Raw genomic sequence first — 21,317 nt, 5'->3', positions numbered from 1 at the left:
GGGCTAGTCCTCGCGGTTCGACTATTTGCGGCCGCGGGGCGCGTGCCGCGTCGCTCGGGTTCGTACTTTCGGCGAGGAATGCTCGGGCTCTTCGAGTCCAGGGAGCACCAGCTCTTCCATCAACGCCAGCGCGCGCAAGCAAAACGCGTTGCCGGCGGCGCGCTCTTCTTCGGAAAAGTGTGCCATCGCGGGTGCGATCGACGATTCCTCGGCGAGCATGACGATTGCCTTCTCGACGAGGTCGAGGCCCTTCCTGGTCAGATGCACGATGAACCCGCCGCCGTGGCTCGGATCGGGCTGTCGCTCCACCATCCCGAGACCGGCGAGGCGGTCGATCTTCTTGGTGATCGCGCCCGAGGTCACGAGCAGTGCGCGATACAGGTCGGTTGGGCGCTTTGCGTACGGGTGGCCGCTGCGGCGCAACGCGAGCAGCACGCGCATGTCGGACCCGCTGATCCCTCCGAGGCGCTGGCACATTTTGTCGAAGGCCTGATCGACGAGTGTGCCCAGGCGCATGAAGTAGATTGCAAGCAGGAAGTTCGAAAGATCGAGGTCGCTGCGTTCGCGCTGCCATTGCAATGTGATGAATTCGATGAGGCTGCTGCCGGGACGCATCGGCATCCTGGTGGATTCCGTTTGAGCTGCCAGTGACTTCTCGCCGGTTCGGGCGCGCGCAGCTTGCTTGGTGGCGGCAGGGCTCATCTCGATCGTTTCCTTGCAGTTTCTGGCGGATTCGGCCGATTGTAGCGGCCCATCCGCCGATACGGCCTTCGACCCTTTATTGTACGTAAATTCCGCGGTGCGAAAGCAGCACGCGGGCCGCCCGCACCGCAGCGCCGGGCGTGTGGGCTACCTGACGTTGAGCGGGCGCGAAGACGTCATCGATCTCACGGAGTTGGGGCTGCCGAAGGAGCGAAGGTGACTTCGGGAATCGCGGCGAGGACGCTGAGGCCGCCATCGACGGTGACGATTTCGCCAGCCATATGCGCACTCAGATCGGAGGCGAGGAACAGCAGGTGGCCCGCGATTTCCGCCGGCGTGGCAGCCCGCCCGACTGGAATCGCGTTGCCGACTCTGGTCCATGTCGCTTCGTCCAGACGCTGATTCAGTCGTGGCGTACGGACAAAGCCCGGAGATACCGCGTTGATGCGCACGTTGTAGGGCGCATACTCGGCACCCGCGCAGCGCACGAGGTGATGTAGCGCCGCCTTCGACGCTGCGTAGGCAACCTCGTTTTGCACCGCGCGATCGCCGGCGAGCGAACCGACGAACGCGAAAGTGCCGCCGCCATCGGCCTTCATCATTTCGCCGCCGATCTGGATCGCGAGGTAGGCATGGCGTACGACGATGTCGAACTGCTGGTCCCACGACGCGTCGTCGACGGCGGCCAGGGGCTTGATGCCCGCAACGCCGATGATGTCGACGACGCCATGGATACGGCCGAAGTGTTTTCGCGCGGTGTCGAACACGCGCAACATGTCGTCGCGCGACGTTGCATCGGCCACGCACGCAATGCCGCCCACAGATTGGGCGACGTCGTTGGCGCGCGCCTCGTCACGATCGACGCAGAGGATGCGAGCGCCGGCCTGTGCGAGTGCATGAACCGTCTGTTCGCCGATACCCTGGCCGGCGCCGAGCACCACGAAGCCGCGGCGCTCGAGGCGCAATAGCGAAAGATAATCCGGAACGTCGATTCGGGAGTTGCGGGTCATCGCGTGTCCTCCTCAGGCTGCGACTGTCTGGCGATGCGAAGGCAGCAGGTCTTGCCAGGCTGCGCCCTCGTCGAGTTGCCGGTCGCAGGCGCTCACACCGCGCAGATCGAGGCCGAGCGCGGGTGGCTGCTGGTTTTCCATGACGCGCTTGATCGACTCCAGCAGCACGCGGCGCACGCGCACGACGGCCTGGTCCGCCGGCACCAGGTGTTCGCGTGATCGATCGTAGAGGGGCCCCTGGGACAGGCCGATCGTCGCGTCTTCCACCTCGACGCCGCGCAGTCCACTCCAGTTCTCCTTCATCAGCTCGCGGTTCTGGCCGAACGAATCCGCCCAGCTGGCCGTGAACGTGCAATTCTTGCGGTCGTAGTACTCAGGGTCGTTCAGGCCGAGCAACTCGATGATCTTGGCTTCGGTCACCGGCGCGTCGCCGTGGACGACGATGTAAGTGCTCGTGTGCGTATCGTCCTCGGGCACCTCGAGGACCGTGAACAGAAACGCCGGGGCCGGAATAACGCGGCCGTATGGCACGATGAACGGGACCACGCGCGCGTTGCGGACTTGCGAGTCGGCAGTCTTTCGCAGTGCGACGTACTGGAAGCCAAAGGGGGTGTCCTCGATTTTCAGCGCGGGCTCCAGATCGTTGGAAGCAAGCGCGGCGGGGTTGACCACGTCGGGATTCGGCGTGAACTCATTCTCCTTCCAACCGGGCCGCGCCATGTTGGTGTGCAGCACGCCAACGTGCGAGCTGTCCTCGCCGCCTTCGACCAATTGCAGGTAGTTGCACGCGACGTTGACGCGCAGCACGACACGGTGGCTCGGTTCCACGTCCATGAACGCGTAACGCGAAAACGCCGGCAGCAGCTCCTTCGGCCCGACATAGGCCCACACGATGCCGCCTGCCTCGCGCACGGGAAACGACGGCGCCTTCAGCCGCGCGGCGTACCTGGGATCCGCATGGTTCGGCGTTTCCATCACGTCGCCCGACACGCTGAACTTCCAGCCGTGATAGAGACAGCGAATGCCGCCTTCCTCGACGCGCCCGAGCGCGAGCGATGCGCCGCGGTGCATGCACAGCTCCTCGAGGAAGCCGACGCTCCCGGCGGAATCCCGGAACGCAACATAATTCTCGCCGAGCAGGCGAACCCGCAACGGCGCGCAGTCGGGGTGAGGCAATTGCGCGGACGTGCACACGGGGTGCCAGAAACGTCGCATCAGTGCGCCGCCGGGCGTACCCGCGCCGACGCGGCAAATCATTTCGTTGTCTTTTTGGCTCAACATCGCTGAACTCCTGTTTGAAGCGTTGTCATTGATTACGCTGGGTGCCGGCGCCGGCAGACGAAATGATCCGGTGGTGCGGAACCAGCCGTCGCCAGTCTTCGTCGAGACCAATCTCGCCGGATATGCCGATTGCACTGCCCGCATCCGCGCGCAGCGCCAGGATGTCGCGCTGATCCCGTTCCGCGCGGGCACACGCGAGCAGCGTGCGATGCAGGCGGCTGATCGCGAGGTCTGCGCTCGATAGCATTTCCTGCGACCGGTCGCGGATCGCACCGCTGGAAACGCTGCATGCGGCGTCTTCTTGCGTGATGCTGTCGAAGCCGGTGAAGTGGCCGCCGCGCTGCAGCTTGCGATCCTGGCGATAGCCGTTGACCGTCGACATCGCTGCCGGCGAGTCGCACGTGTCCAGCGTCATGCCGTATTTGCGCAGTGTCGGCTCGTCGAGGCCCACGAATTTGAGTTGCGCATGGCGCAGCGGCTCTTCGCCGATGGGCTTCCCGGCATCCCACCACACATGGAAGAAGTAGCAGCGCTCGTCGTTGATGGGGACGGCGGCGAGCCACACGTCGCCGTTCGCATTGGCGATGAAGCACGGCGCGATGAACGATGTCACGCGAGCGATGCGGCTGCCGGCGGCCTGGCGGATTGCCACGTAGTGGAAGCCAAAGTCGGTTTCGTCGGCCTCGATCGTCGGAGCGGCATCGAATTGCATGTGCGTGATCTTTCCCGCGTAGTCCAGATCGGAGTCGTTGGTCTGGGCCAGCGCGGAACTGTGAAGCACGGTGAGATGCGACGAGTCGACGAGCCCCTCGATCACCTGGACGAAGTTACAGTTGACGATCGCGCAAGCATTGATGCGATGGGAATCGGGCTGATCCATGAACGCCCGGTGCGGGAACGGTGGCTCCTTGCCCTGCGGACCCAGATAGGCCCAGATCAGGCCGCCCGCCTCACGCACCGGGTAGGTCCGCCCCTTGATACGGTCCTTGAATTTTGGATCGGGCACGTTCGGCGTCTCGAGAACCTTGCCGTCCACCGCGAATTTCCAGCCGTGGTAGATGCAACGCAATCCGTCCCCGTCGGCGCGGGCGAGCTGCATCGACGCGCCCCGGTGCAGACAACCCTCATCGAAGAGACCGGGCCGGCCCTGCTGGTCGCGCCAGACGACATACCGCTGCCCGAGCAGCTCGATCGTTTTTGGGTCGCCGTTCGGCTCAGGCATGTCCGACGACTGGATCACGGGCAGCCAGAAGCGGCGCATCGCATTGCCCATGGCAGTCCCAGCGCCAGTGCGACACATCAGTTCGTTATCTTGCTTCGTCAACATATGGATTTCCTCGTTGCCGATATCTGCAGTGAATGAATGGCGGTGTCAGAGGTCGAGCACCAACCGCGATGTCGTGGCGCGCGAGCAGCACGGCATGAAGCAATCGTTGCGCGCACGCTCATCGTCGGTGAGGTAAAGGTCGCGATGGTCGGGCACGCCCGCAAGCACCCTGGTCACGCAGGTGCCGCAGACTCCCTGCTCGCACGACAGAGGCAGGTCGAAGCCGGCATCCAGAAGCGCGTGCGCGACGCTCTGATTGGCAGCCACCGCGATGATTTCGCCGCTGCTGTGAATCTCTATTTCGAACGGGCCGTCATCCGTCGAATCGATGGGCGCGGCCGCGAAATATTCTCGATGCAAGTGCGCGTCGTCCCAGCCCAGCTCGCGTGCGGCTTGCAGGATGTGATCCATGAAGCCCGTGGGTCCGCAGACGTAGAGATGCTTGTCTGACGATGGCGCACCGATCGCGGCTCGGGCATCCAGTTGCTGTTCGGGCGGACCGTCGTCGACGTGCAGGTGCACCTGCGCGTCATCTCCAGCCGACATCTGCTGCGCACGCTCGACAAGCGCCATGCGTGACAACGACCGGCCGCAGTAGTGCATCTCGAACGGGCGGCGCTCGCGTGCCAATTGCTGAGTCATGCAGAGGATCGGCGTGATGCCTATCCCGCCCGCAAACAGGAGTGAACGGTCACGGCCGGTGTTCAGCGCAAAGTGATTGCGCGGGGCGCTGATCGTGAGCGTATCGCCCGTTCGCACGCTGTCGTGAAGCGCCACGGATCCGCCTCGAGATTGCGGATCGCGCAGCACGCCGATGCGGTAGCACGCGTGTTCGCCTGGCAGGTCATACAGCGAGTATTGGCGCACCAGCCCGCCGGGAAGATGGACGTCGATATGCGCGCCGGCTTCGAAGTCGGGCAGCGGCGTATCCGGCAACGGTGTGAATTCGTAGCCGACGATATCGTCTGCCAGCCACATCGCGGCTGAGACCTTGACTTGCAATGTGGCGCCGATGGGGCTCTTTAACGGTTCCATGGTGATATCCGGGAAAAAGAGAGGAACGTGTCAGGCGGCACTGTGCATGCGGCGCCGAATGACGATCGGGGCTGCACCCAGTTGCCGCTGCGTGAGCCAGCGCGCGAGCCCTTGGTCCATGACACGTACGTGCTCGGGAAACCAGTCCGCCAACGCGCGGGCAAACGAGCGAACGACCTGGGGTCGGCCTGCGGCCAGTTCGGCGCGCACTTCGTCGAGCGAGTGCAGCACGGCTGCATGCTCGTCGATATGGCAGCCGGCGGACTCGTAGGCTGTCCCGCGCATCGCGTCGTCCTCTTCGCCGAAGTGGCGGCGCGCATGCTCGGCAAAGGCTTCCAGTGCGGGCGCGAGGTTGTGGTCCGCCGTCGTGAGCAGCGTGCCGACACATTCGACAAACTCGTGATGCGCGTTGTCCATCGACAGATCGCCAAGCGCATAGTCGTCGTCCCAGGTGAAGCAATCTTCCGATGTATTCATGTCCGGCACCGATTCGATCAGTATTTGTCTTCCATGGAAGATATACGACGATGATTTCGATGTCGAGTAAGGGAAACCTCCGATGGGGGAGACGGGTGAATGATCGCCGGGGAATTTCGCGAAAATTCGATGAAATAGCGGGAATTCAGCGCGCATCCCATGCATGAGACGCAGGCTAAGGGAAACTACGAGGTTTGAAAACGATTGACTGGGAAGACGACTGATAGATATCTTCCGTGGCAGATACCAACCACATCGGAGGAGATCGATGAGTTCAACGTCGAAGTTGTCTGAATGCGCTTCCTATTGGCGCAAGGCTGCTTGTTTCGGGCTTGCATCGCTTGCGGCATGCGCATCCGGCGCCTCGTACGCGCAGAGTTCTGTCACCCTGTACGGGATCATCGATACGGGCGTCGAATGGGTGAATAACGTCGGCGCCAATAAGTCCAGCGTCGTGCGCGTGCCGACCCTCACGGGATCGATACCGTCGAGATGGGGGCTTCGCGGCAAAGAAGACCTTGGCGGCGGGCTGAGCGCAGTGTTCGTACTGGAGTCAGGTTTCGCGCCCTCGCAGGGCACGCTCAACCAGGGCGGCCGTCTGTTTGGCAGGCAAGCGTATGTCGGGCTTTCGGGGCATTGGGGAACGCTGACGCTTGGACGGCAGTACTCACAGATCTACTGGGCGCTGCCGGGCGACACGATGGGGCCCAATATCTATGCCGCCGGAGATCTGGACCCGTATCTCGCCCAGCCGCGACTCGACAACGCCGTCGCTTATTCGTTCACGACATCGGGTCTGACCGTAGGCGCGACATACTCGTTCGGGCGTGATGCCGTGGACCCGGCGGAAGCGGGCGGTTGCCCTGGCCAGTCACCGACGGACTGGCGGGCCTGCAAGTCAATGTCTGCAATGGTCAAGTACGACGCGGCAATGTGGGGCGTCGCCGCTGCATTCGACCGCAACTACGGCGGAGGCGGCACCGGCTCGCCGTTGCCCACGAGTTCGCTTACCGATACGCGTGCGGTAATCGACGGCTATGTGAAGTTCGGCACCGCGACGATCGGAGCCGGTTTCCTTCACCGAATCAACCACGGAGAGCAGACGCCGACCCTTTTCGACGCGACCAGCAACTACTGGTGGATCGGCGGAACGTATCTCCCCATTCCGGTCATTGCCATTGACGCCCAGTTCGGGCACATATCGGTCGGCAGCAACTCGTCGGGTGCTTCCTTGATCGCGGCGCGCGTGGCCTACCTGCTGTCGAAGCGAAGCTCGGTGTACGTCACCGCGGGGCATGTATTCAATCAGCGCAACGGTGCGTTCACGATCGACGGCGGCGTGATCCCGCCCGCTTCTTCGCCCTTGCCAGGCGTGGATCAAACCGGTGTCATGGTGGGCATGCGCCACCAGTTCTAAACGGCTGCCGCCGGGTATGCGAGCCCCCTTGCGTGGAGCGACGCGCGAGGGGGCTTCAGGCGCAGACGATCCGCTCGCCGGCGCTCCCGCCGTGTTCCGGATTAGTGTCCGGTGAATACGACGGGCTCCGGCTCGACGCCACGCTTGATGGCCTCGACGCGTGCGGTTCGACCCTTGCGTGCGTCTTGCGTACCGTGCAGCGGCATCGTGATGTCCAGCAGAACGGCGTCGGCAGCGGGCACGCCGCCACCCGACCATGCCTTCAGAAGCGCACGGATGGCTGAATACGAACGCGTCGGCCCGTTGGACAGCCGGGTGGCCAGCGATACCGCGGTGGTTTCGACGTCCGTCTCGGGGCAGACGAAAGCCGCCACGCCGAGTTCGCCTGCCGTCTTGCCGGTCATCGGTTCGCTCAACATGGTGTAGCGAGCGGCCATAGCGCGTCCGGCGCGTTCTGCCAGGCGCTGAACGCCGCCGGCCACTGGCGCGGAACCGACCGAAGCCTCGAAGTGTTGAAAGACCGCATTGTCGGAAGTAACGATGAAGTCGCAAGCCAATGCCAGCTCGAATGCTCCACCGAAGCACGAACCACGAACGGCCGCGACGGTTGGGATCTGTAGCGCCTCGATGGCGCGGTAGGATTGGTTCATCTCACTGATGAAGGTTCGCCAATCGTCGAAGTCCTTGTCGATAAAATCAAGGACGTCTCCGCCATGGCTGAAATTCTCGCCTTCGGCGCGCACCAGCAGAGCGCGAATCCCGGAGCGGCTGGCCTCGTGTACGGCCTCTTTGAGGGCTTCGCAGAACCGGTTATTGATCAGGTTGAGCGGCGCATCGGCCAGCACGATGTGACCAACGTTGTCATGGCGTTCGAAACGGATAACCGACATGTTAAAGTCTCCTAAAAATATTGGGATGCCACCCAGGGCAAGACCCGCGTCGGCACGGCCGCGCAAGCATGAATCAACGCGCTGCGTGTAGGTGTATGCAGCGATCCGGGCCGGCTTTGCGCCAGGCGAACTGGCTTGAAGAGTGGGTGCGAAGAGTGTCGCGCCAAGGCGAACATTCGACAAGCCAATACGACAAATAACGCTCTTCCACCAGACTGATAACCTGCGTGAGGGGCTGCCCAGGCGTCAGTCGGCCCTCTGCACGAATAGTTCGTGCACGAGGCCGCGCAGCCAGCGGTTACCGGGATCGTCATGCTGCGAGCGGTGCCAGTGCTGCTTGACGTCAAAATGCGGCATCCTGTATGGCGGTTCCAGAATCGCGAGATCGGCGATACGCGAAAATATTTCGCCCACATCGCTGGAAACCGTGACGACCAGATCCGTCATCGCAATAGTCATCGGGATGCTCAGGAAGTGCGGCGTATGGAGAAGTTCTCTGCGTTGAATACCGTGCTCTTTAAGGAATTGTTCAACGATTTCATGGCGACGGCCCTCAGCCTGGACCACCGCATGGGGCAGTTCGCAGAAGAGCTTTTTGGTCAGCCGCCCCTGTGCCGCCGGATGCTCCTTCCTGACAAGGCACACGAACGAATGTCGAACCAGGCGTTGTTGAAAGACATCGACTCCATCGAGATCCGGGAAATATCCGATGGCAAGATCGACTTCGCTTCGCTGTAGTGCGGACAATAGCTGTTTGGGAGCGAGGGAGACGACGTTCACATTGACGCTGGGAGCGAGGCTTGTCACCCGCTGCAGCAATTTCGGCAAGGACACCATTTCGCCGACATCCGACATGGCCAGATTGAATGTGCGTTGTGCCTTGTCCGGCTCGAAATTGGGTGCCGTCAACACGCGTTCACGAATATCGGCAAGCACCGACTGAACCACGGGCGCCAACTGCATGGCGCGTGGCGTGGGTTGCATGCCGGAGCGGGTTTTGACGAAGAGCGCGTCTCCAAGCTCTTCGCGCAGGCGCTTCAAGGCATAGGACGTGGCCGGCTGGCTCAGGTTCAGCTCCACGGCTGCCTTGCCAAGATGGCCGTGGCGCTGTAACGCATCAAACACGCGCAATAGATTGAGATCGAAGTTATCCATTTGACGAATCGACGGGAGCAGCGAAATCCAATTGCCCAATCATGCGCCATTTCGGGCCTGCTTTCCATCGAGATGCCTACTGCGCCTCTATTCGACAGTGCGATTGACTTCGTCCAGGCCGCGGCTCTGTTCGATGGAAGCCGCGGTTATGCAACGACAGCGTAACCCCTGCCATGTTCGCCGGCACGCGCAGCCTCTACAGAGGCATTCAGCGCGAGGATGCTGGTTTGAAAGGCTATGCCTTGTATTACATCGGTGATGTTGGCGATTTGAGTCGTGCTCGAATTCATTCTTTCGATGGCGGAAACCATACGAAGGACGGTATCGTCGCCTTCGTCGGCAATGCGAGTAGCCTTCGAGACGAGCTCGTTCGCGTGACGTGCGTTGTCGGCGTTCTGTTTCACCGTCTCGGACCAGAAGGCGATGCAAGCCAGGCCACCAAAGAAGGAAACGCAGATTCCGCATGTCATCAATGATCGGTATGGCAGGAAGGCGGTGCGACTCCCGGCTCCGATAACCAGGTACGCCCCCGTTACGCCGAAGATGAGCATCAGTGTCGTCCACGTACCGAATGCGATGGCGATTTTCTGCTTGACTGTTGCGGTTCGCTTATTTTTCATCTTGTTCCCATTCCTGTCGCCGACGACGTTCGTCTACGACGACAAGATGCGTTATGCCGTTTTGTCTTCTTTGGAGACGCTGGCATCGCTTGCCTAGAAGAGATGCTGGATGCCGACCGAGACCCCCGTTGTCGACCGGCCGGATGCCACGCCTGCGCCTGCAAGCGACGCGACGCTATTGGCGCCCGACGCGTGCTGGTAGGTCACCTGCTGGTAAACCGAGGTTTGCTTCGAAAGGAGATATGCGTTCGAGACAGTAATGGTTTTCCAGTTTCCACCATCCAGATTTTCGACCCACCCGCCAATCGCCACGACGTCGTCAGGAAGGATCGTCCAGTTGGCGCCCGCATCAATCGTGTTGGCGTTACCTTGACCCGTGCTCAACGTGATGCGCGACTGCGTAAACGTGGCGTGCAGCAATACATGCGTAAACTGGTATGACGCACCGACCCCCCAATTGACGAGTTTGTTTGCTACAACGCCTTCAGGCTGACGAAGCGGGGTGCCGAACAAGGTCGGCAGACCAATGAAGCTCGAAAGCTCCAGGAAGCGGTTGTTCTCGTTTGCGTACGTGGCGGCGAGGCCAAAAGGCCCGTTCTTGTACTGGACAAAGAAGGAGTAGTTTCGGCTTTCGCCAAAATTGCCTGCCACGTTGCCGAACGCAAATTCCGCGCCCGTGGAGAACCCGCCAAAGGTCGGGCTCACATACTTCACGGCATTGTTGAACTGATAGAAGTTGGCCACTTCGTCGAGGTTGCCCTCGTGGAGCGAGAGAATATTGCCAAGCACAAACGGTGTCTGGTAGTTGGCCAGTACGTCATACATGAAGCTCGGTTGATGGCCGAGCGTCAGCGTGCCAAAGTTGTCCGACTGCAGGCCGACATAGGCCTTTCTGTTGAAGAGCGTTCCAGGAACGAGTGCCTGACCGTTATTCAGCAAAAACTCGTTTTGAAGGTCGAAGATCGTGCGCAGCCCACCTCCGAGATCCTCGACTCCCTTCAATCCAAAAATATCAGGTGAATGCGTGTTGCCTTCCTGGAAGAGGGCGTGTCCACCGACATTGCTGATGTATTGCACGGCAGTGTCTGCGATTCCATACAAGGTGACGCTGGATTGCGCGTGAGCAATGCCGGTCATCGAAATTGCGGCGATTGCACCCGCGGCTGTACGTCCAAGAAAGGCCATTACTTTGACTCCGAAGCGGTTGTTTTTGTTCTGCTGGGGTTGTGTGTGAAGAGACCCAAAAAAAGTAGTCGTACTAATAAATAAGACTAAAACTCCAAACCCTGATCCGCCTGGTGGTGTAGCCTCCGATACCGTCAGCTCCAGGGTGTTGCGTTCAACATTGATGAATGGCATAATTTCTGTTGAACACTATAGGGAGCCCCCCTAAAGGTGTCAACACGGCAGCCGTCCGGGGAAACCCGGGGCAGCTCATTTTTGACGACTTCAATGCGGCTGAAATATGACCAATGTGACTGCGAGGCGTGGCATTCAGTCTGTCGAGATTGCGTTCCGAATTCTCTCGGCGTTGCAAACGAGCGTGCGCGCACTTCCTCTCAAGGACATTGCGACCCTTTCCGAACTCTCGCCCAGTGCAACGAGTAACTACATGATCAGTCTCGTACGCACGGGACTTGTTTCGGCGGATGAGAAGCCCGGATGCTACAAGCTGGGCCCAGCTTCACTTGCGCTGGGGATGAGCGCGATCGCCCAGCTGGACGGATTCGATATCGTGCGCCGCGAAGTGATCGCGTTGCGCGATGCCACCCTGAGTGGGGCGGCGGTGACAGCATGGACCGACGACGGCCCAGTGAGCCTCTTCAAGCAGGAGGGCGAGACCCGGAGCATCCTGGAGATGCGGACGGGGCTGATTCCCCTCGTCACGACTGCTGCGGGAAAGCTGTTTATCGCATGTCTGCAACCAGGCCGCACCGACGAGCTCATTGCTCGTGAAATGCCTGGCGCGCGCGAAGGGAGTCAGGCTGCCTTGCGTGAAGAAGCGAGCGCGGAGCTGCGCAATTGTGGCTTCACTACGGTTCATCGTGGGGATCTTGGCTACGTATCTGTTGCTGCGCCGATCTGGAACCGGGACGGAAATCTCCAGTTCGCCATCAGTCTCATCGGGACGCCGGCCACCCTGAATACGGATATTCATGGCACGGCGGTCGAGGCCCTGCTCGCGAGCGCGGCCCGTGCAACGGTTGCGTTGGGAGGAAAGGCGTCAAGCAAAACAGCATAGACGCCCGGATACGCCAACCATGCCAACGACTGGAGCTGCGGGGCAGGGGGCTTGCGGTCACCCGATTGCGGCGGCGGCAGCTGCCAATACGATGGAATTGAAGGCCTCTGGTGCTTCCAGCTTCGGCATGTGGCCGATTCCGTCGAGCACATGGAGCGTCGAATTGGGCGCTGCCTCGTGAATCGGGCGGGCATGCTCGTCTATCGGCGCGACGCGATCCAGGTTGCCGATAATGACAGAGACCGGCGCCTCAACTGAGGCAACCACAGACGGCGTATGCGCGGAGAAGAGCATGTCGACCGCATGTTCCCAGCCGGTTGGCGTAACGGCGTCTCTCAGTTTCGCTACGAGGGCCCGGACCTGGGGTCCCGCATTCGGCGCGACGAGGGCGTCGACTACTGCTGCGCGCGCCTCGGGCGAGTGAGCCGCGCCGCTTCGCATCAGCGCGTCTCGGGCGGCGGCGCGATCCGAAATCGACAGATGCCCTCGCGCGACGTTGGGCGCGCTCAATACGAGGGCGCGCGTAGCGGACGCATACCGCGCCGCGAACATCGCTGCGATGACGCTGCCCCATGAGCTACCCACGACCGTCGCGCGCGAGATGCCAAGCGCCGTCAAGAGGGCCATGAGGACTTCTGCGTAATCTTTCGCGCCCGGCGTCGCGATTGCAAACGGGCTGCTTTGTCCGTAGCCGGGAGCATCCCAGGCGATCACGCGATGGTGCACGGCCAGTGCTGCGAGCTGTGCGCGGTATCCCGCCGAGCTCGAGCCGATGCCATGCAGCAGTACGACGGCGGGGGCCTGCTCGTCGCCGGCTGCCCGGTAGGTGAGGGTTCGATTGCCGCCAAGCATGGCAAGGCTCAACTGGCGCTGTTCGACGGCGGGCAACGAGGCTTCGAGTAGACGGCTATCAGTTTCAGTCATGGTCGAGTGGGGTCGAGTGAGAAGTCGCCACAGGCGCGCTTCAATGGATACATTCCTGCAATGCAGCGGAGATCTCTTCTGCCGCGGCCTTGAGCGCTTGCGCGCAAGGTCCGTTCGTTGCCGCATCGAACTGCCCGGCTGGGCCGATGGCCGTCAATGCGAGTACTGCAGTCCCGTCCGGCGAAAGGATGGGCACGCTGATCGCATTGGCGAGGACGCGGTCGTCATGGAACGGGCCGGGGCGCCTCGTCGCTACGCGCGAGGCCCTGACTGATTCAAGCATGTCGTAGAGCGATTGCGCAGTGAGCGGCAGGTCATCCGATTCACGTCGCCGGTTTTCTCGCAGTTCCGCAGTCACGAACCTGTCGATGGCTTCGGGCGGGAGAAAGGCGGCCAGCGCGAGTCCAGACGCCGAGGACGTCACCGGCAGGACGAGCCCCAGCGGCAGATCCGCGGCCACGGGTGTTGCGCCAGCTTGCCAGGCGATCACCGTAGGTCCATGGTTGCCCCACGCCACCAGTGCCAGCGTCTTGTCGAGTGCATTCGCGAGCCGCAACATGCTGCGGTTCGCGAGTCGCACAGCATGCGGCTGGGACTTCATGGCGCCCTGCGTGCCGACTGGCGCGTGACCGAGGTCATGCGGGTCGGCAACCAGATACTGGCCGCCGCCAAAGACGAGCGGACGCCGCGTAGTTTGGCGAATGCGTTCGACCGAACCCACGAAGATCACATGATCGCCGCCTGGATGGCGGGAAACGACCTTGCACTCGAGCCATGCGCTGCAATCGCGCAGTACGGGAAGTCCGTCGATCCCTATGTCGTAGTCGATGCCCGAGAACTTGTCCGGGGACCTCGCCGCGAAGTGATTGGCCAGGCCGTGCTGATCCTCTGCCAGGATGTTGATCGTAAAACGATCCGAGTCCCTGAAGGCCGCATGGCTTCCAGCGGATGTGGCCTGGCTCCACAGCACAAGAGGCGGATCGAGGGACACCGAGGAAAATGAATTGGCGGTCAGGCCATGCATTTTCCCTTCGGTGTCGAGCGTGGTGACCACGGTGACACCGGTGACGAACGAGCCTAGAACATTTCTTAACTGGCGCTTGTCGAATGTCCCGGTCGCCGCCTGCGCGTGCGCGGACAGAACAGATGCATTCATGACAGGACTTGCTCCAGCTCCTCGAACGCCGGCATGACGGATTCGTGGAAGAGCCCAATGGACTTCCTCGCTTGCGACACCGACATGTCTCCGAACATGAAAGTGCCGATCAGATAGTTGAAGCCCCCGGCATGTGCCTGCTCCAGCAGTTTTTCGCGCACGGTTTCCGCCGTGCCCACCACGGCGAGGCCCGATTCCACGAGCGGTTCGAACGTCGGCGGGAGCTTCTGGTTGACGGGCTCGGTGCCGTGCTTTTTCCAGAGCTTGAAAAAGTTCGGATAGAACGTCGACCATGCCCGGGAGCCGATTTCCATGGCTTCCTCGTCCGTGTCAGCAACGACGATATAGCGGTTCACACCCATGAGCGGCTCGGCTGCGGAGGGATGACGCTTGGCGAATTCTTCGCGATAACGATCGGTGATCGCTCTAACACGCTGGACAGGACCTGCGCACACGATGTTCATCTTCTCCTGCGCGGGCCACACCGTCGACTCGGGCGAGGCCAGCGCATACCACGTCGGAGGCGGCGTCTGCAGCGGTTGCATCTCAATCGGAACATCTTTGAACTGCCAGAATTGCCCGTCGTAGTTGAGGGTATTCGAGTTGAGGAACTGCTTCACAATTTCATACGACTCGATATATCTGGCCTGTGCCGTGGATGGATCGATGCCAAGCGCTTCGATCTCATGGGGCGACGCACCCCGGCCGACGCCATATTCGAAGCGGCCGCCGCTCAGGTGGTCGAGCATGCAGATCTCTTCAGCAAGACGCACCGGGTGATGGATCGGAAGAATATAGACCAGCGGGGCCAGGCGCAGATTCCGGGTTCTCTGCGCGGCAGCGGCAAGAAATACGCTTTGCGAAGGGCACGCGCTCAGTGGCGTCGAGTGGTGCTCCGACATGTGATAGGCGTGGAAGCCGAGCTTGTCGTAGAGCTCGATAATCTGGAGTCTATCTTCGTACTGCTGATTGATTGGCAGGCCATTGCGATCGTTTTGGTCAAAAATTCCGAACTTCATGATGGTTCCAGTAAGGTGAGAATTGAATGATCTTTCGACTTAGCGAGTCGAAGACTTGCTAAAGACCTGAAAGATATTCTCCTCAGGGTCCTTGTAGGTGGCGACGACGCCATGTGTACCCATGTCTCGCTGGCCGAGCAACTGGCCACCCGCGGACAGGATCTTCTGCTGGACGGCTTCCTGAGCCTCGCCAGCGACCTGGAAGACGGGGACCGCGCCTACGGCGCCTTGTGCGGCTTCCTCGGCGGAACTCAGCGCGAACGCGCTCCTCTGGAGGCGGAATTGCGTCCACCTTGCCGCGTCGCGAAACTGAACCGGCATGTTCAAGGCCGAGATATAGAACTCCGAAAGTCGGTCGATATCCTTTGCGACGATATAGACCGATTGCATGTCAACTTCTGCCATGTTTGTGCTCCGGCAAACGGTGGTGATGGAATGAGTGGGGTATCAACGTCGATGAGAACTACGCCGTCTGTTGTTCCTTCAGATCGAGCTCATCACTCATGATTTGCCGAATCAAGTACTTCTGAATTTTTCCCGTCACGGTTGTCGGGAACGAATCGACAAAGCGAATGTATTTGGGCACCTTGTAATGCGCGATCCTGCCGTTGCAGAATGCTCGAACGGTGTCCTCGTCGAGGAAGGCCTCGGGTTTGGTGACGATCCACGCGCACAGTTCTTCGCCAAAATGCTTGTCCGGCACACCGACCACCTGCACGTCGAGCACGCCGGGACAGGTGTACAGGAATTCCTCGATCTCGCGCGGATAGAGGTTTTCACCGCCGCGAATGACCATGTCCTTGATTCTGCCAACGATGTTGACGTAGCCGGCCGAATCCATTGTTGCCAGGTCTCCGGTATGCATCCAGCCTTCGGCATCGATGGCTTCTTTCGTTCTGTCGTCCTGATTCCAGTAGCCCAGCATGACCGAATAGCCACGGGTGCAAAGCTCGCCGGATTGACCGCGCTCGACGGTTTCGCCGCTCATCTGGTCGACGATCTTGATCTCAAGATGCGGCAAGACCTGGCCGACCGTGGTTACGCGTTTGTCGAGGGGGGTATCCGTCATGCTTTGGCAGCTGACCGGGCTGGTTTCGGTCATGCCATACGCGATGGTGATTTCAGACAGGTGCATTTCGTCGACCACCCGCCGCATGATTTCGATGGGGCACGGCGAGCCGGCCATGATGCCGGTGCGCAGGCTGCTCGTGTCGAACGTGGCGAACCGCGGGTGATTGAGCGCGGCGATGAACATGGTCGGCACCCCAAGGAGCGCCGTGCACTTCTCGGCCTGCACGGCTTCGAGAACGGCTTCGGCTTCGAACCTCACCGAGGGATAAACAATGGTCGAACCATGTGTGAGTGAAGCAAGATTGCCCATGACCATGCCGAAGCAGTGATACATCGGGACGGGAACGCAGACGCGATCTGCGTGGGTGAGCTTCATGCACTCACCAACGAAGTAGCCGTTGTTCAGGATGTTTCGGTGACTCAGGGTAGCGGCCTTGGGAAGCCCCGTCGTCCCGCTGGTGAACTGAATATTGACAGGATCGTCGGGGCGCACCGTGTGGCGTACGTCGTCAAGCAACGTATTGCCTGCCGGTGCGAGGCGGAACAAATCGGAGAACCGCTGTGCGCCCAGTTCTTCCCGTGCGTCGGCCTCATCTATCCACCAGATCGTCTCGAGCTTCGGCAGGCGGGCCTTGCCCAGCTCCCGCAACATGTTCAGATATTCGCTCGAGCGGTATCGAACCATCGTCACGATTGCCCTGCATCCCACCAGATTGAGTGCGTGCTCCAGTTCCGAGGTCCGATAGGCGGGGTTAATGTTTACGAGGATCAACCCCGCCTTGGCGGTGGCCAACTGCATGAGCAGCCAGACGATGTTCGTGTGGGACCAGATGCCGATCCGATCGCCGGGCTCGAGTCCCGATGCAAGCAGCCCGGCAGCGAGCTGGTCGGACCTCTCCCGAAGTTCACCGTAGCTGAGCCGAACACCTTCATGGCGGCTGACCACCGCGGTGTGGTCATTCATCTTGACCGCGATCTCATCGAATGAATCGCCGATCGTCTTGTTGATCAACGCCGGAGAGCGTGTCCCACATTCATACGAAAGCGTTTTCATAGAATTTCCCATGCCTTGGGTCATACGTTGCAAATTCTGGTGCGTGGCGATTTCAGGCGACGCGTGGCCGGTTCTTTCTTGCCTCTGACATTCAACAATGATGAATGTGTGCAGCATTGTTGTATGTTAGGGCGCGGAAGTAGGCGTGTCAACCCGTTTTGTCGCCGACGGATTGCGTGAATTTGCTCGGGGGGGCAGGAGTTTGAGGACTGCCGCACGGCCGTTGGTCGGCGAGCGGTGCAATGCCCTTTGCGGAGGGGCTTGGGTGAGCCGTTTTGAGCGGGTGATTCTTGAGGCCGAGGTTGAGCAACTCAACGCGTGAACGGCGCGTTGGATGCGGATACCGTCGCCGATGAATGCGCCAGGCGCACTGGAATGATTCGAACAGGAATGTCGGCAGCCAGGAAGTGAGCGCGGGGTACCTCGCACGCGTCGCGGGCGTGGTCATGGCGTGCCCGGCGCCCGGCAGCATGCACACGGCGGCGCACCAGCAGCTGCAGCGCTGGTGCGCGGCGCCATTCACGCTTCGCCGACTTCCTTCACTTTTGCGTCCTCCGTGTCAAACAGCGTTCTACAGCGGCACCTCAGAACGGATATTGGCGTTGACCGCTATGCGAGTTGATCCAGATGACGTCCTGGAACTCCTTCAGGCTGTCTGGGCCCGTACGCCCCCAGCCGCTATCGCGCACGCCGCCCATCGGGGCATGGATCTCGTCGTTCACCGTAGCCGAGTTGACATTGACGATGCCGGCCTGAATCTTCGGCGCCAGTTCGAATGCCCGATAGGTGTCGCCTGCCACGATGGACGACGTGAGCCCATACAGCGTGCGATTGGCCGCTTCGACGGCCTGCTCGGCGGTGTCGACCTCCTCGACGATTTGCGCGAGGATCAGGCCGGCGGAGATAGGGGAGAGCTCGGACGGTTTCACGACGACCGTGTTGCCGGCAGCGATCGGCGACAGGACGGCTCGCCATGACAGCACGCTCGCCCCATTCCATGGCGTGAAGCTTGCGATGACACCGAGGGGGCGGCGTACGCCAATGGAGTGAGTTCCAGCGACATTGGTTTCGAGGACTTCACCTTTCGGAAGGTACATCCAGCCAACAGCTTGTTCGATGGTCGCCGCAACGAGATCCTGCTGGAACGTGGCAAAGGAGATCGTGCTGCCGGTTTCCTGGGCGAGGATCCGGGCGATTTCCGCACGACGGCGCTTCACGATCTCTGCCGCCTTGAAGAAGAGCATTGCGCGCTCGGCAGGCGTGGTTTGTGCCCAGGCCGGAAAAGCTGCTGCGGCGGCCTTGACCGCGATTGCCGCCTCCGCCCGGCCACCCGCCGCAACGCGTGCGTACAACGCGCTGCGAGCAATCAGGCTGCCTCTGCCGATTCTCGCGCGCGCTCGAACAGGCGGTCGCGAGACATGAGCAAGAGCATGAATGATGCGAGCAGCGCGGGTAATGCGGCCGCAGTGAATAGCTGTTGCGCGTTCCAGTGCAACTGCATCAGCCCTCCGGCGACTACCGGCCCCACGATCGATCCGGCACGGCCAATCCCCAGACTCCAGCCGACGCCCGTCGCGCGCAGCGTGACGGGATACAGTGTCGCCGACAGCGAGTTGTTCGCGGGTTGTCCGCCGACGATGCCGAAACCGCTAATGGTCACGACAGTCAGCAACAACACCAGCGACACCGAAGCGGCGCTCGCCATCGAGACGATCGCTGCCGCCGCGAGCAGATAGCACGGACCGAGCACGCGGAAAAAGCCCCAACGGTCGATCAGCGGCCCCATCGCAAGTGTCCCCGCGACGCCGCCAACTTGCAGCATCGTGCCGATCAGCGCCGCGTCGGCAATGTTGTAACCGAAGTCGGTCGCAATGGTCGGCAACCAGTTCGCGAGGAAGAACAGATTCACCATGTTCATAAAGTTGACGCCCCATAGCAGCAGCGTCAGACGCGCGCGGCCGTCCGCGAAAAGCGCCGTGACACGGCTGCCGGCAGGCGGCCGCTCGTGCGACACGTAGCGCGTCGCGGCATCGACGGGAAGCTCGGGCGCGATACGGCGCAAGATCGCCGCGAGACGCTGCCTGCCGCGCCCGCTCGCCACCATGAATTGCATCGACTCGGGCAGCATGACCACCATTGCGAGGGCGATGACAATCGGCACCGCGCCGCCCACGATGAACACCATGCGCCACCCGGCCAGCGGAATGAGCATCGTCGACAGCACGCCGCCGAGCACCGCGCCACCCGTGAAGCCGCATGACACCCACATCATCAGCGTGGTGCGGCGGCGGATCGGACTGTATTCGCCGGCGAGCGCAATGGCGTTGCCCATGATGCCGCCGAGCCCGATGCCCGTCACGAAGCGCAGAACGAGCAACTGTGACAGCGACGAAGCAAGCGCTGTCACCAGCATGCACACGCCAAGAAAAAGCGAGCACCCGATCAGCACGGGGCGGCGTCCTATGCGGTCTGCGAGCGGCCCCATCAGCAGCGAGCCCGGCAGCATGCCGACCAGGCTCGCGCCAAACACAGGGCCCATTGCGACACGGGAGACATGCCACTCGCGAATCAATGCAGGTGCGACGAAGCCCATCGACTGCACGTCGAAGCCGTCGATCACCACGCACAGCGCGAGCAGCACCATGATCGCCACCTGGAAACGCCCGACCGGACGCGCGTCGATGACCGCGGCGATATCGACGGCGCCCGGACTCGATTCACCGCCGGCAGAGGGCTTGGCCATCGCCCCCGATGACTGCTGAAGGGCGCGCGTCATGACAGGCCGAAGAGACGCCGTGCGTTGTCGCGTCCGATCTTGCGGCGGTCGAGTTCGCTGATCTCGCAGTGATCGAACCAGCGCGCCGCGTCTTCGTGCTTCTCGAACGGATAATCGACGGAATACATGATGCGGTCGCTGCCGACTTCGAGCATCGTCGACAGCAGCGTGGGCGTGCGGAAGTTGCCGCTTGTCGTGATATAGACGTTATTACGCAGATAGTCGCCGATTTCGCGCTCGCACGGCATGCCACGACGGCCTTTGCGCAGGATGTGATCGATGCGCCAGACATTGAACGGAATGCCTTCGCCAAAGTGCCCGAGAATCATCTGCAATTGCGGATGACGGTCGAACAGGCCACTCGACAGCAGACGCAGCGCGTGCATGCTGGTTTCGGCCGCAAACGCCCACGTCGGTCCGGTTAGCCAGTGGCATCCGTCGTAGATCGGCTCGCGCGATGCGAGCGGATCGCGAGGGTGCATGTAGAACGGCTTGCCGAGCGACGCTGCGGTGGCCCAGAAGTCGGCGAAGCGCGGATCATCGTAATAGACCACCGTGTTCGCGTCGCCGACCTGCGAGAAACCGTTCACGAGGAAGCCGTGAAAACCCAGTTCGTTCACGCAGCGCTCGAGCTCGCGTGCAGCGCGCTCTGGGTCTTGCAAGGGCAATGCCGCGAAACCGCCGAAGCGAGTCGGATGACGCCGGACCTGCTCGGCAAGCACGTCGTTTGCGCGCCGCGCCACGTCTACGGCGCGATCCGGATCGGGTACGGCCTGCACGGCAGGCGAATTCAGCGAGAGGATTGAAAAACCGGTGCCCCATTCGTCCATCTGCTCGATGCGCTGCTGCTCGAAGTCGAGCAGGTTCGCGCGTAAGTGCGTCCAGACCTCGGGTCGTGCATATACCTCGGAATCGGCGATGGTCTGGTCGATGGCAAAGTGTTCTTCGAGAGCGATCTTGTCTTTCATGATATCCAGATGGTGGCGAGGGCGCGCAGCGCATCGGCACGCAAGATAGGGTCAATTAATTGAAATTGCATGTAATTGTTCGTTGAGTGTATACGGGGAAAGTCAAACCTCAACTCGGGATTACCCGAGAAAAACCGCAAATTGCCGCCGGATTTCGCACGGCATTCATGCCCAGATTATTGAGTGAAGGATG

The 21,317-nt window shown here is 61.3% G+C and carries 19 protein-coding genes and 1 pseudogene; 2 read left to right on the top strand and 18 right to left on the bottom strand.

Annotated features, from left to right (window positions below):
• Window positions 1–21 precede the first annotated feature (21 nt).
• The 6 genes from EYW47_RS33095 to EYW47_RS33070 all read right to left on the bottom strand — a co-directional run bounded on the left by EYW47_RS33095 (window position 22) and on the right by EYW47_RS33070 (window position 5,832).
• The gene (locus EYW47_RS33095) at window positions 22–621 is read right to left on the bottom strand and encodes a MarR family winged helix-turn-helix transcriptional regulator (protein ID WP_133199030.1); all 600 of its coding nucleotides are present in this window, start codon (window positions 619–621) and stop codon (window positions 22–24) included.
• A 266-nt stretch (window positions 622–887) separates the two neighbouring features.
• Entirely contained in the window at window positions 888–1,712 is an 825-nt protein-coding gene (locus EYW47_RS33090; protein ID WP_133199029.1) for an SDR family NAD(P)-dependent oxidoreductase, read from the bottom strand.
• Between the two features lie 12 nt (window positions 1,713–1,724).
• On the bottom strand, window positions 1,725–2,993 hold the full coding sequence (locus EYW47_RS33085) for a Rieske 2Fe-2S domain-containing protein (protein WP_133199028.1): 1,269 nt from the start codon (window positions 2,991–2,993) through the stop codon (window positions 1,725–1,727).
• Between the two features lie 25 nt (window positions 2,994–3,018).
• The gene (locus EYW47_RS33080) at window positions 3,019–4,320 is read right to left on the bottom strand and encodes a Rieske 2Fe-2S domain-containing protein (protein WP_133199027.1); all 1,302 of its coding nucleotides are present in this window, start codon (window positions 4,318–4,320) and stop codon (window positions 3,019–3,021) included.
• Window positions 4,321–4,365: 45 nt separating this feature from the next.
• Window positions 4,366–5,355, bottom strand: coding sequence for a PDR/VanB family oxidoreductase (locus tag EYW47_RS33075; RefSeq protein WP_133199026.1), 990 nt, complete (start codon window positions 5,353–5,355; stop codon window positions 4,366–4,368).
• Between the two features lie 30 nt (window positions 5,356–5,385).
• Complete coding sequence (locus tag EYW47_RS33070) at window positions 5,386–5,832, bottom strand: bacteriohemerythrin (RefSeq protein ID WP_133199025.1); 447 nt, start codon at window positions 5,830–5,832, stop codon at window positions 5,386–5,388.
• Window positions 5,833–6,100: 268 nt separating this feature from the next.
• Here EYW47_RS33070 and EYW47_RS33065 point away from each other — a divergent pair, with 268 nt between their 5' ends.
• Window positions 6,101–7,249, top strand: coding sequence for a porin (locus tag EYW47_RS33065; RefSeq protein ID WP_133199024.1), 1,149 nt, complete (start codon window positions 6,101–6,103; stop codon window positions 7,247–7,249).
• 101 nt (window positions 7,250–7,350) lie between these two features.
• Here the strand turns inward: EYW47_RS33065 and EYW47_RS33060 are convergent, their stop codons facing one another.
• The 4 genes and pseudogenes from EYW47_RS33060 to EYW47_RS33045 form a co-directional block, all read right to left on the bottom strand.
• Window positions 7,351–8,139 (bottom strand): enoyl-CoA hydratase/isomerase family protein, encoded by a 789-nt coding sequence (locus EYW47_RS33060; protein WP_133199023.1) that lies wholly within the window; start codon window positions 8,137–8,139, stop codon window positions 7,351–7,353.
• 246 nt (window positions 8,140–8,385) lie between these two features.
• Entirely contained in the window at window positions 8,386–9,294 is a 909-nt protein-coding gene (locus tag EYW47_RS33055; RefSeq protein WP_240764019.1) for a LysR family transcriptional regulator, read from the bottom strand.
• 149 nt (window positions 9,295–9,443) lie between these two features.
• Window positions 9,444–9,707: pseudogene (locus tag EYW47_RS42200) on the bottom strand (methyl-accepting chemotaxis protein); the annotation flags it as partial.
• 300 nt (window positions 9,708–10,007) lie between these two features.
• Window positions 10,008–11,273: a porin gene (locus tag EYW47_RS33045; protein ID WP_133199021.1), complete on the bottom strand. Its 1,266-nt coding sequence runs from the start codon at window positions 11,271–11,273 to the stop codon at window positions 10,008–10,010.
• A 106-nt stretch (window positions 11,274–11,379) separates the two neighbouring features.
• Here EYW47_RS33045 and EYW47_RS33040 point away from each other — a divergent pair, with 106 nt between their 5' ends.
• Window positions 11,380–12,156 carry an IclR family transcriptional regulator gene (locus EYW47_RS33040; RefSeq protein ID WP_133199020.1) on the top strand — a complete coding sequence of 259 codons (777 nt, stop codon included), beginning with the start codon at window positions 11,380–11,382 and terminating at the stop codon, window positions 12,154–12,156.
• 57 nt (window positions 12,157–12,213) lie between these two features.
• Here the strand turns inward: EYW47_RS33040 and EYW47_RS33035 are convergent, their stop codons facing one another.
• The 8 genes from EYW47_RS33035 to EYW47_RS33000 form a co-directional block, all read right to left on the bottom strand.
• The gene (locus EYW47_RS33035) at window positions 12,214–13,080 is read right to left on the bottom strand and encodes an alpha/beta fold hydrolase (RefSeq protein WP_165976742.1); all 867 of its coding nucleotides are present in this window, start codon (window positions 13,078–13,080) and stop codon (window positions 12,214–12,216) included.
• Window positions 13,081–13,120: 40 nt separating this feature from the next.
• Window positions 13,121–14,236: a flavin reductase gene (locus EYW47_RS33030; RefSeq protein WP_133199018.1), complete on the bottom strand. Its 1,116-nt coding sequence runs from the start codon at window positions 14,234–14,236 to the stop codon at window positions 13,121–13,123.
• On the bottom strand, window positions 14,233–15,255 hold the full coding sequence (locus EYW47_RS33025; RefSeq protein ID WP_133199017.1) for an LLM class flavin-dependent oxidoreductase: 1,023 nt from the start codon (window positions 15,253–15,255) through the stop codon (window positions 14,233–14,235). The genes EYW47_RS33030 and EYW47_RS33025 overlap by 4 nt, the downstream gene beginning before the upstream one ends.
• Window positions 15,256–15,294: 39 nt before the next feature.
• Window positions 15,295–15,660, bottom strand: a complete 366-nt coding sequence (locus tag EYW47_RS33020; RefSeq protein WP_133199016.1) for a VOC family protein — start codon at window positions 15,658–15,660, stop codon at window positions 15,295–15,297.
• A gap of 58 nt (window positions 15,661–15,718) precedes the next feature.
• The gene (locus EYW47_RS33015; protein ID WP_240764018.1) at window positions 15,719–17,380 is read right to left on the bottom strand and encodes an AMP-binding protein; all 1,662 of its coding nucleotides are present in this window, start codon (window positions 17,378–17,380) and stop codon (window positions 15,719–15,721) included.
• A gap of 584 nt (window positions 17,381–17,964) precedes the next feature.
• The gene (locus EYW47_RS33010) at window positions 17,965–18,732 is read right to left on the bottom strand and encodes an aldehyde dehydrogenase family protein (RefSeq protein WP_205710200.1); all 768 of its coding nucleotides are present in this window, start codon (window positions 18,730–18,732) and stop codon (window positions 17,965–17,967) included.
• A gap of 14 nt (window positions 18,733–18,746) precedes the next feature.
• Window positions 18,747–20,123 (bottom strand): MFS transporter, encoded by a 1,377-nt coding sequence (locus EYW47_RS33005; RefSeq protein WP_133199015.1) that lies wholly within the window; start codon window positions 20,121–20,123, stop codon window positions 18,747–18,749.
• A gap of 29 nt (window positions 20,124–20,152) precedes the next feature.
• A complete protein-coding gene (locus EYW47_RS33000) occupies window positions 20,153–21,124 on the bottom strand; it encodes an amidohydrolase family protein (RefSeq protein ID WP_133199014.1) in 972 nt (323 codons plus the stop codon).
• Window positions 21,125–21,317 lie beyond the last annotated feature (193 nt).

Origin of the sequence: Paraburkholderia silviterrae (assembly GCF_004353915.1) — a bacterium.
Taxonomy (GTDB): domain Bacteria; phylum Pseudomonadota; class Gammaproteobacteria; order Burkholderiales; family Burkholderiaceae; genus Paraburkholderia; species Paraburkholderia silviterrae.
This window is presented reverse-complemented; position numbering and strand designations above follow the sequence as displayed.

Excerpts from the sequence above, each read along its gene's own strand:
- EYW47_RS33090 (WP_133199029.1), bottom strand. The coding sequence starts at position 1,712 with ATGACCCGCAACTCCCGAATCGACGTTCCGGATTATCTTTCGCTATTG.
- EYW47_RS33035 (WP_165976742.1), bottom strand. The coding sequence starts at position 13,080 with ATGACTGAAACTGATAGCCGTCTACTCGAAGCCTCGTTGCCCGCCGTC.
- EYW47_RS33020 (WP_133199016.1), bottom strand. The coding sequence starts at position 15,660 with ATGGCAGAAGTTGACATGCAATCGGTCTATATCGTCGCAAAGGATATC.
- EYW47_RS33085 (WP_133199028.1), bottom strand. The coding sequence starts at position 2,993 with ATGTTGAGCCAAAAAGACAACGAAATGATTTGCCGCGTCGGCGCGGGT.
- EYW47_RS33045 (WP_133199021.1), bottom strand. The coding sequence starts at position 11,273 with ATGCCATTCATCAATGTTGAACGCAACACCCTGGAGCTGACGGTATCG.
- EYW47_RS33030 (WP_133199018.1), bottom strand. The coding sequence starts at position 14,236 with ATGAATGCATCTGTTCTGTCCGCGCACGCGCAGGCGGCGACCGGGACA.
- EYW47_RS33000 (WP_133199014.1), bottom strand. The coding sequence starts at position 21,124 with ATGAAAGACAAGATCGCTCTCGAAGAACACTTTGCCATCGACCAGACC.
- EYW47_RS33065 (WP_133199024.1), top strand. The coding sequence starts at position 6,101 with ATGAGTTCAACGTCGAAGTTGTCTGAATGCGCTTCCTATTGGCGCAAG.
- EYW47_RS33005 (WP_133199015.1), bottom strand. The coding sequence starts at position 20,123 with ATGGCCAAGCCCTCTGCCGGCGGTGAATCGAGTCCGGGCGCCGTCGAT.
- EYW47_RS33070 (WP_133199025.1), bottom strand. The coding sequence starts at position 5,832 with ATGAATACATCGGAAGATTGCTTCACCTGGGACGACGACTATGCGCTT.
- EYW47_RS33060 (WP_133199023.1), bottom strand. The coding sequence starts at position 8,139 with ATGTCGGTTATCCGTTTCGAACGCCATGACAACGTTGGTCACATCGTG.
- EYW47_RS33080 (WP_133199027.1), bottom strand. The coding sequence starts at position 4,320 with ATGTTGACGAAGCAAGATAACGAACTGATGTGTCGCACTGGCGCTGGG.
- EYW47_RS33040 (WP_133199020.1), top strand. The coding sequence starts at position 11,380 with ATGACCAATGTGACTGCGAGGCGTGGCATTCAGTCTGTCGAGATTGCG.
- EYW47_RS33095 (WP_133199030.1), bottom strand. The coding sequence starts at position 621 with ATGCCGATGCGTCCCGGCAGCAGCCTCATCGAATTCATCACATTGCAA.
- EYW47_RS33055 (WP_240764019.1), bottom strand. The coding sequence starts at position 9,294 with ATGGATAACTTCGATCTCAATCTATTGCGCGTGTTTGATGCGTTACAG.
- EYW47_RS33075 (WP_133199026.1), bottom strand. The coding sequence starts at position 5,355 with ATGGAACCGTTAAAGAGCCCCATCGGCGCCACATTGCAAGTCAAGGTC.
- EYW47_RS33015 (WP_240764018.1), bottom strand. The coding sequence starts at position 17,380 with ATGAAAACGCTTTCGTATGAATGTGGGACACGCTCTCCGGCGTTGATC.
- EYW47_RS33025 (WP_133199017.1), bottom strand. The coding sequence starts at position 15,255 with ATGAAGTTCGGAATTTTTGACCAAAACGATCGCAATGGCCTGCCAATC.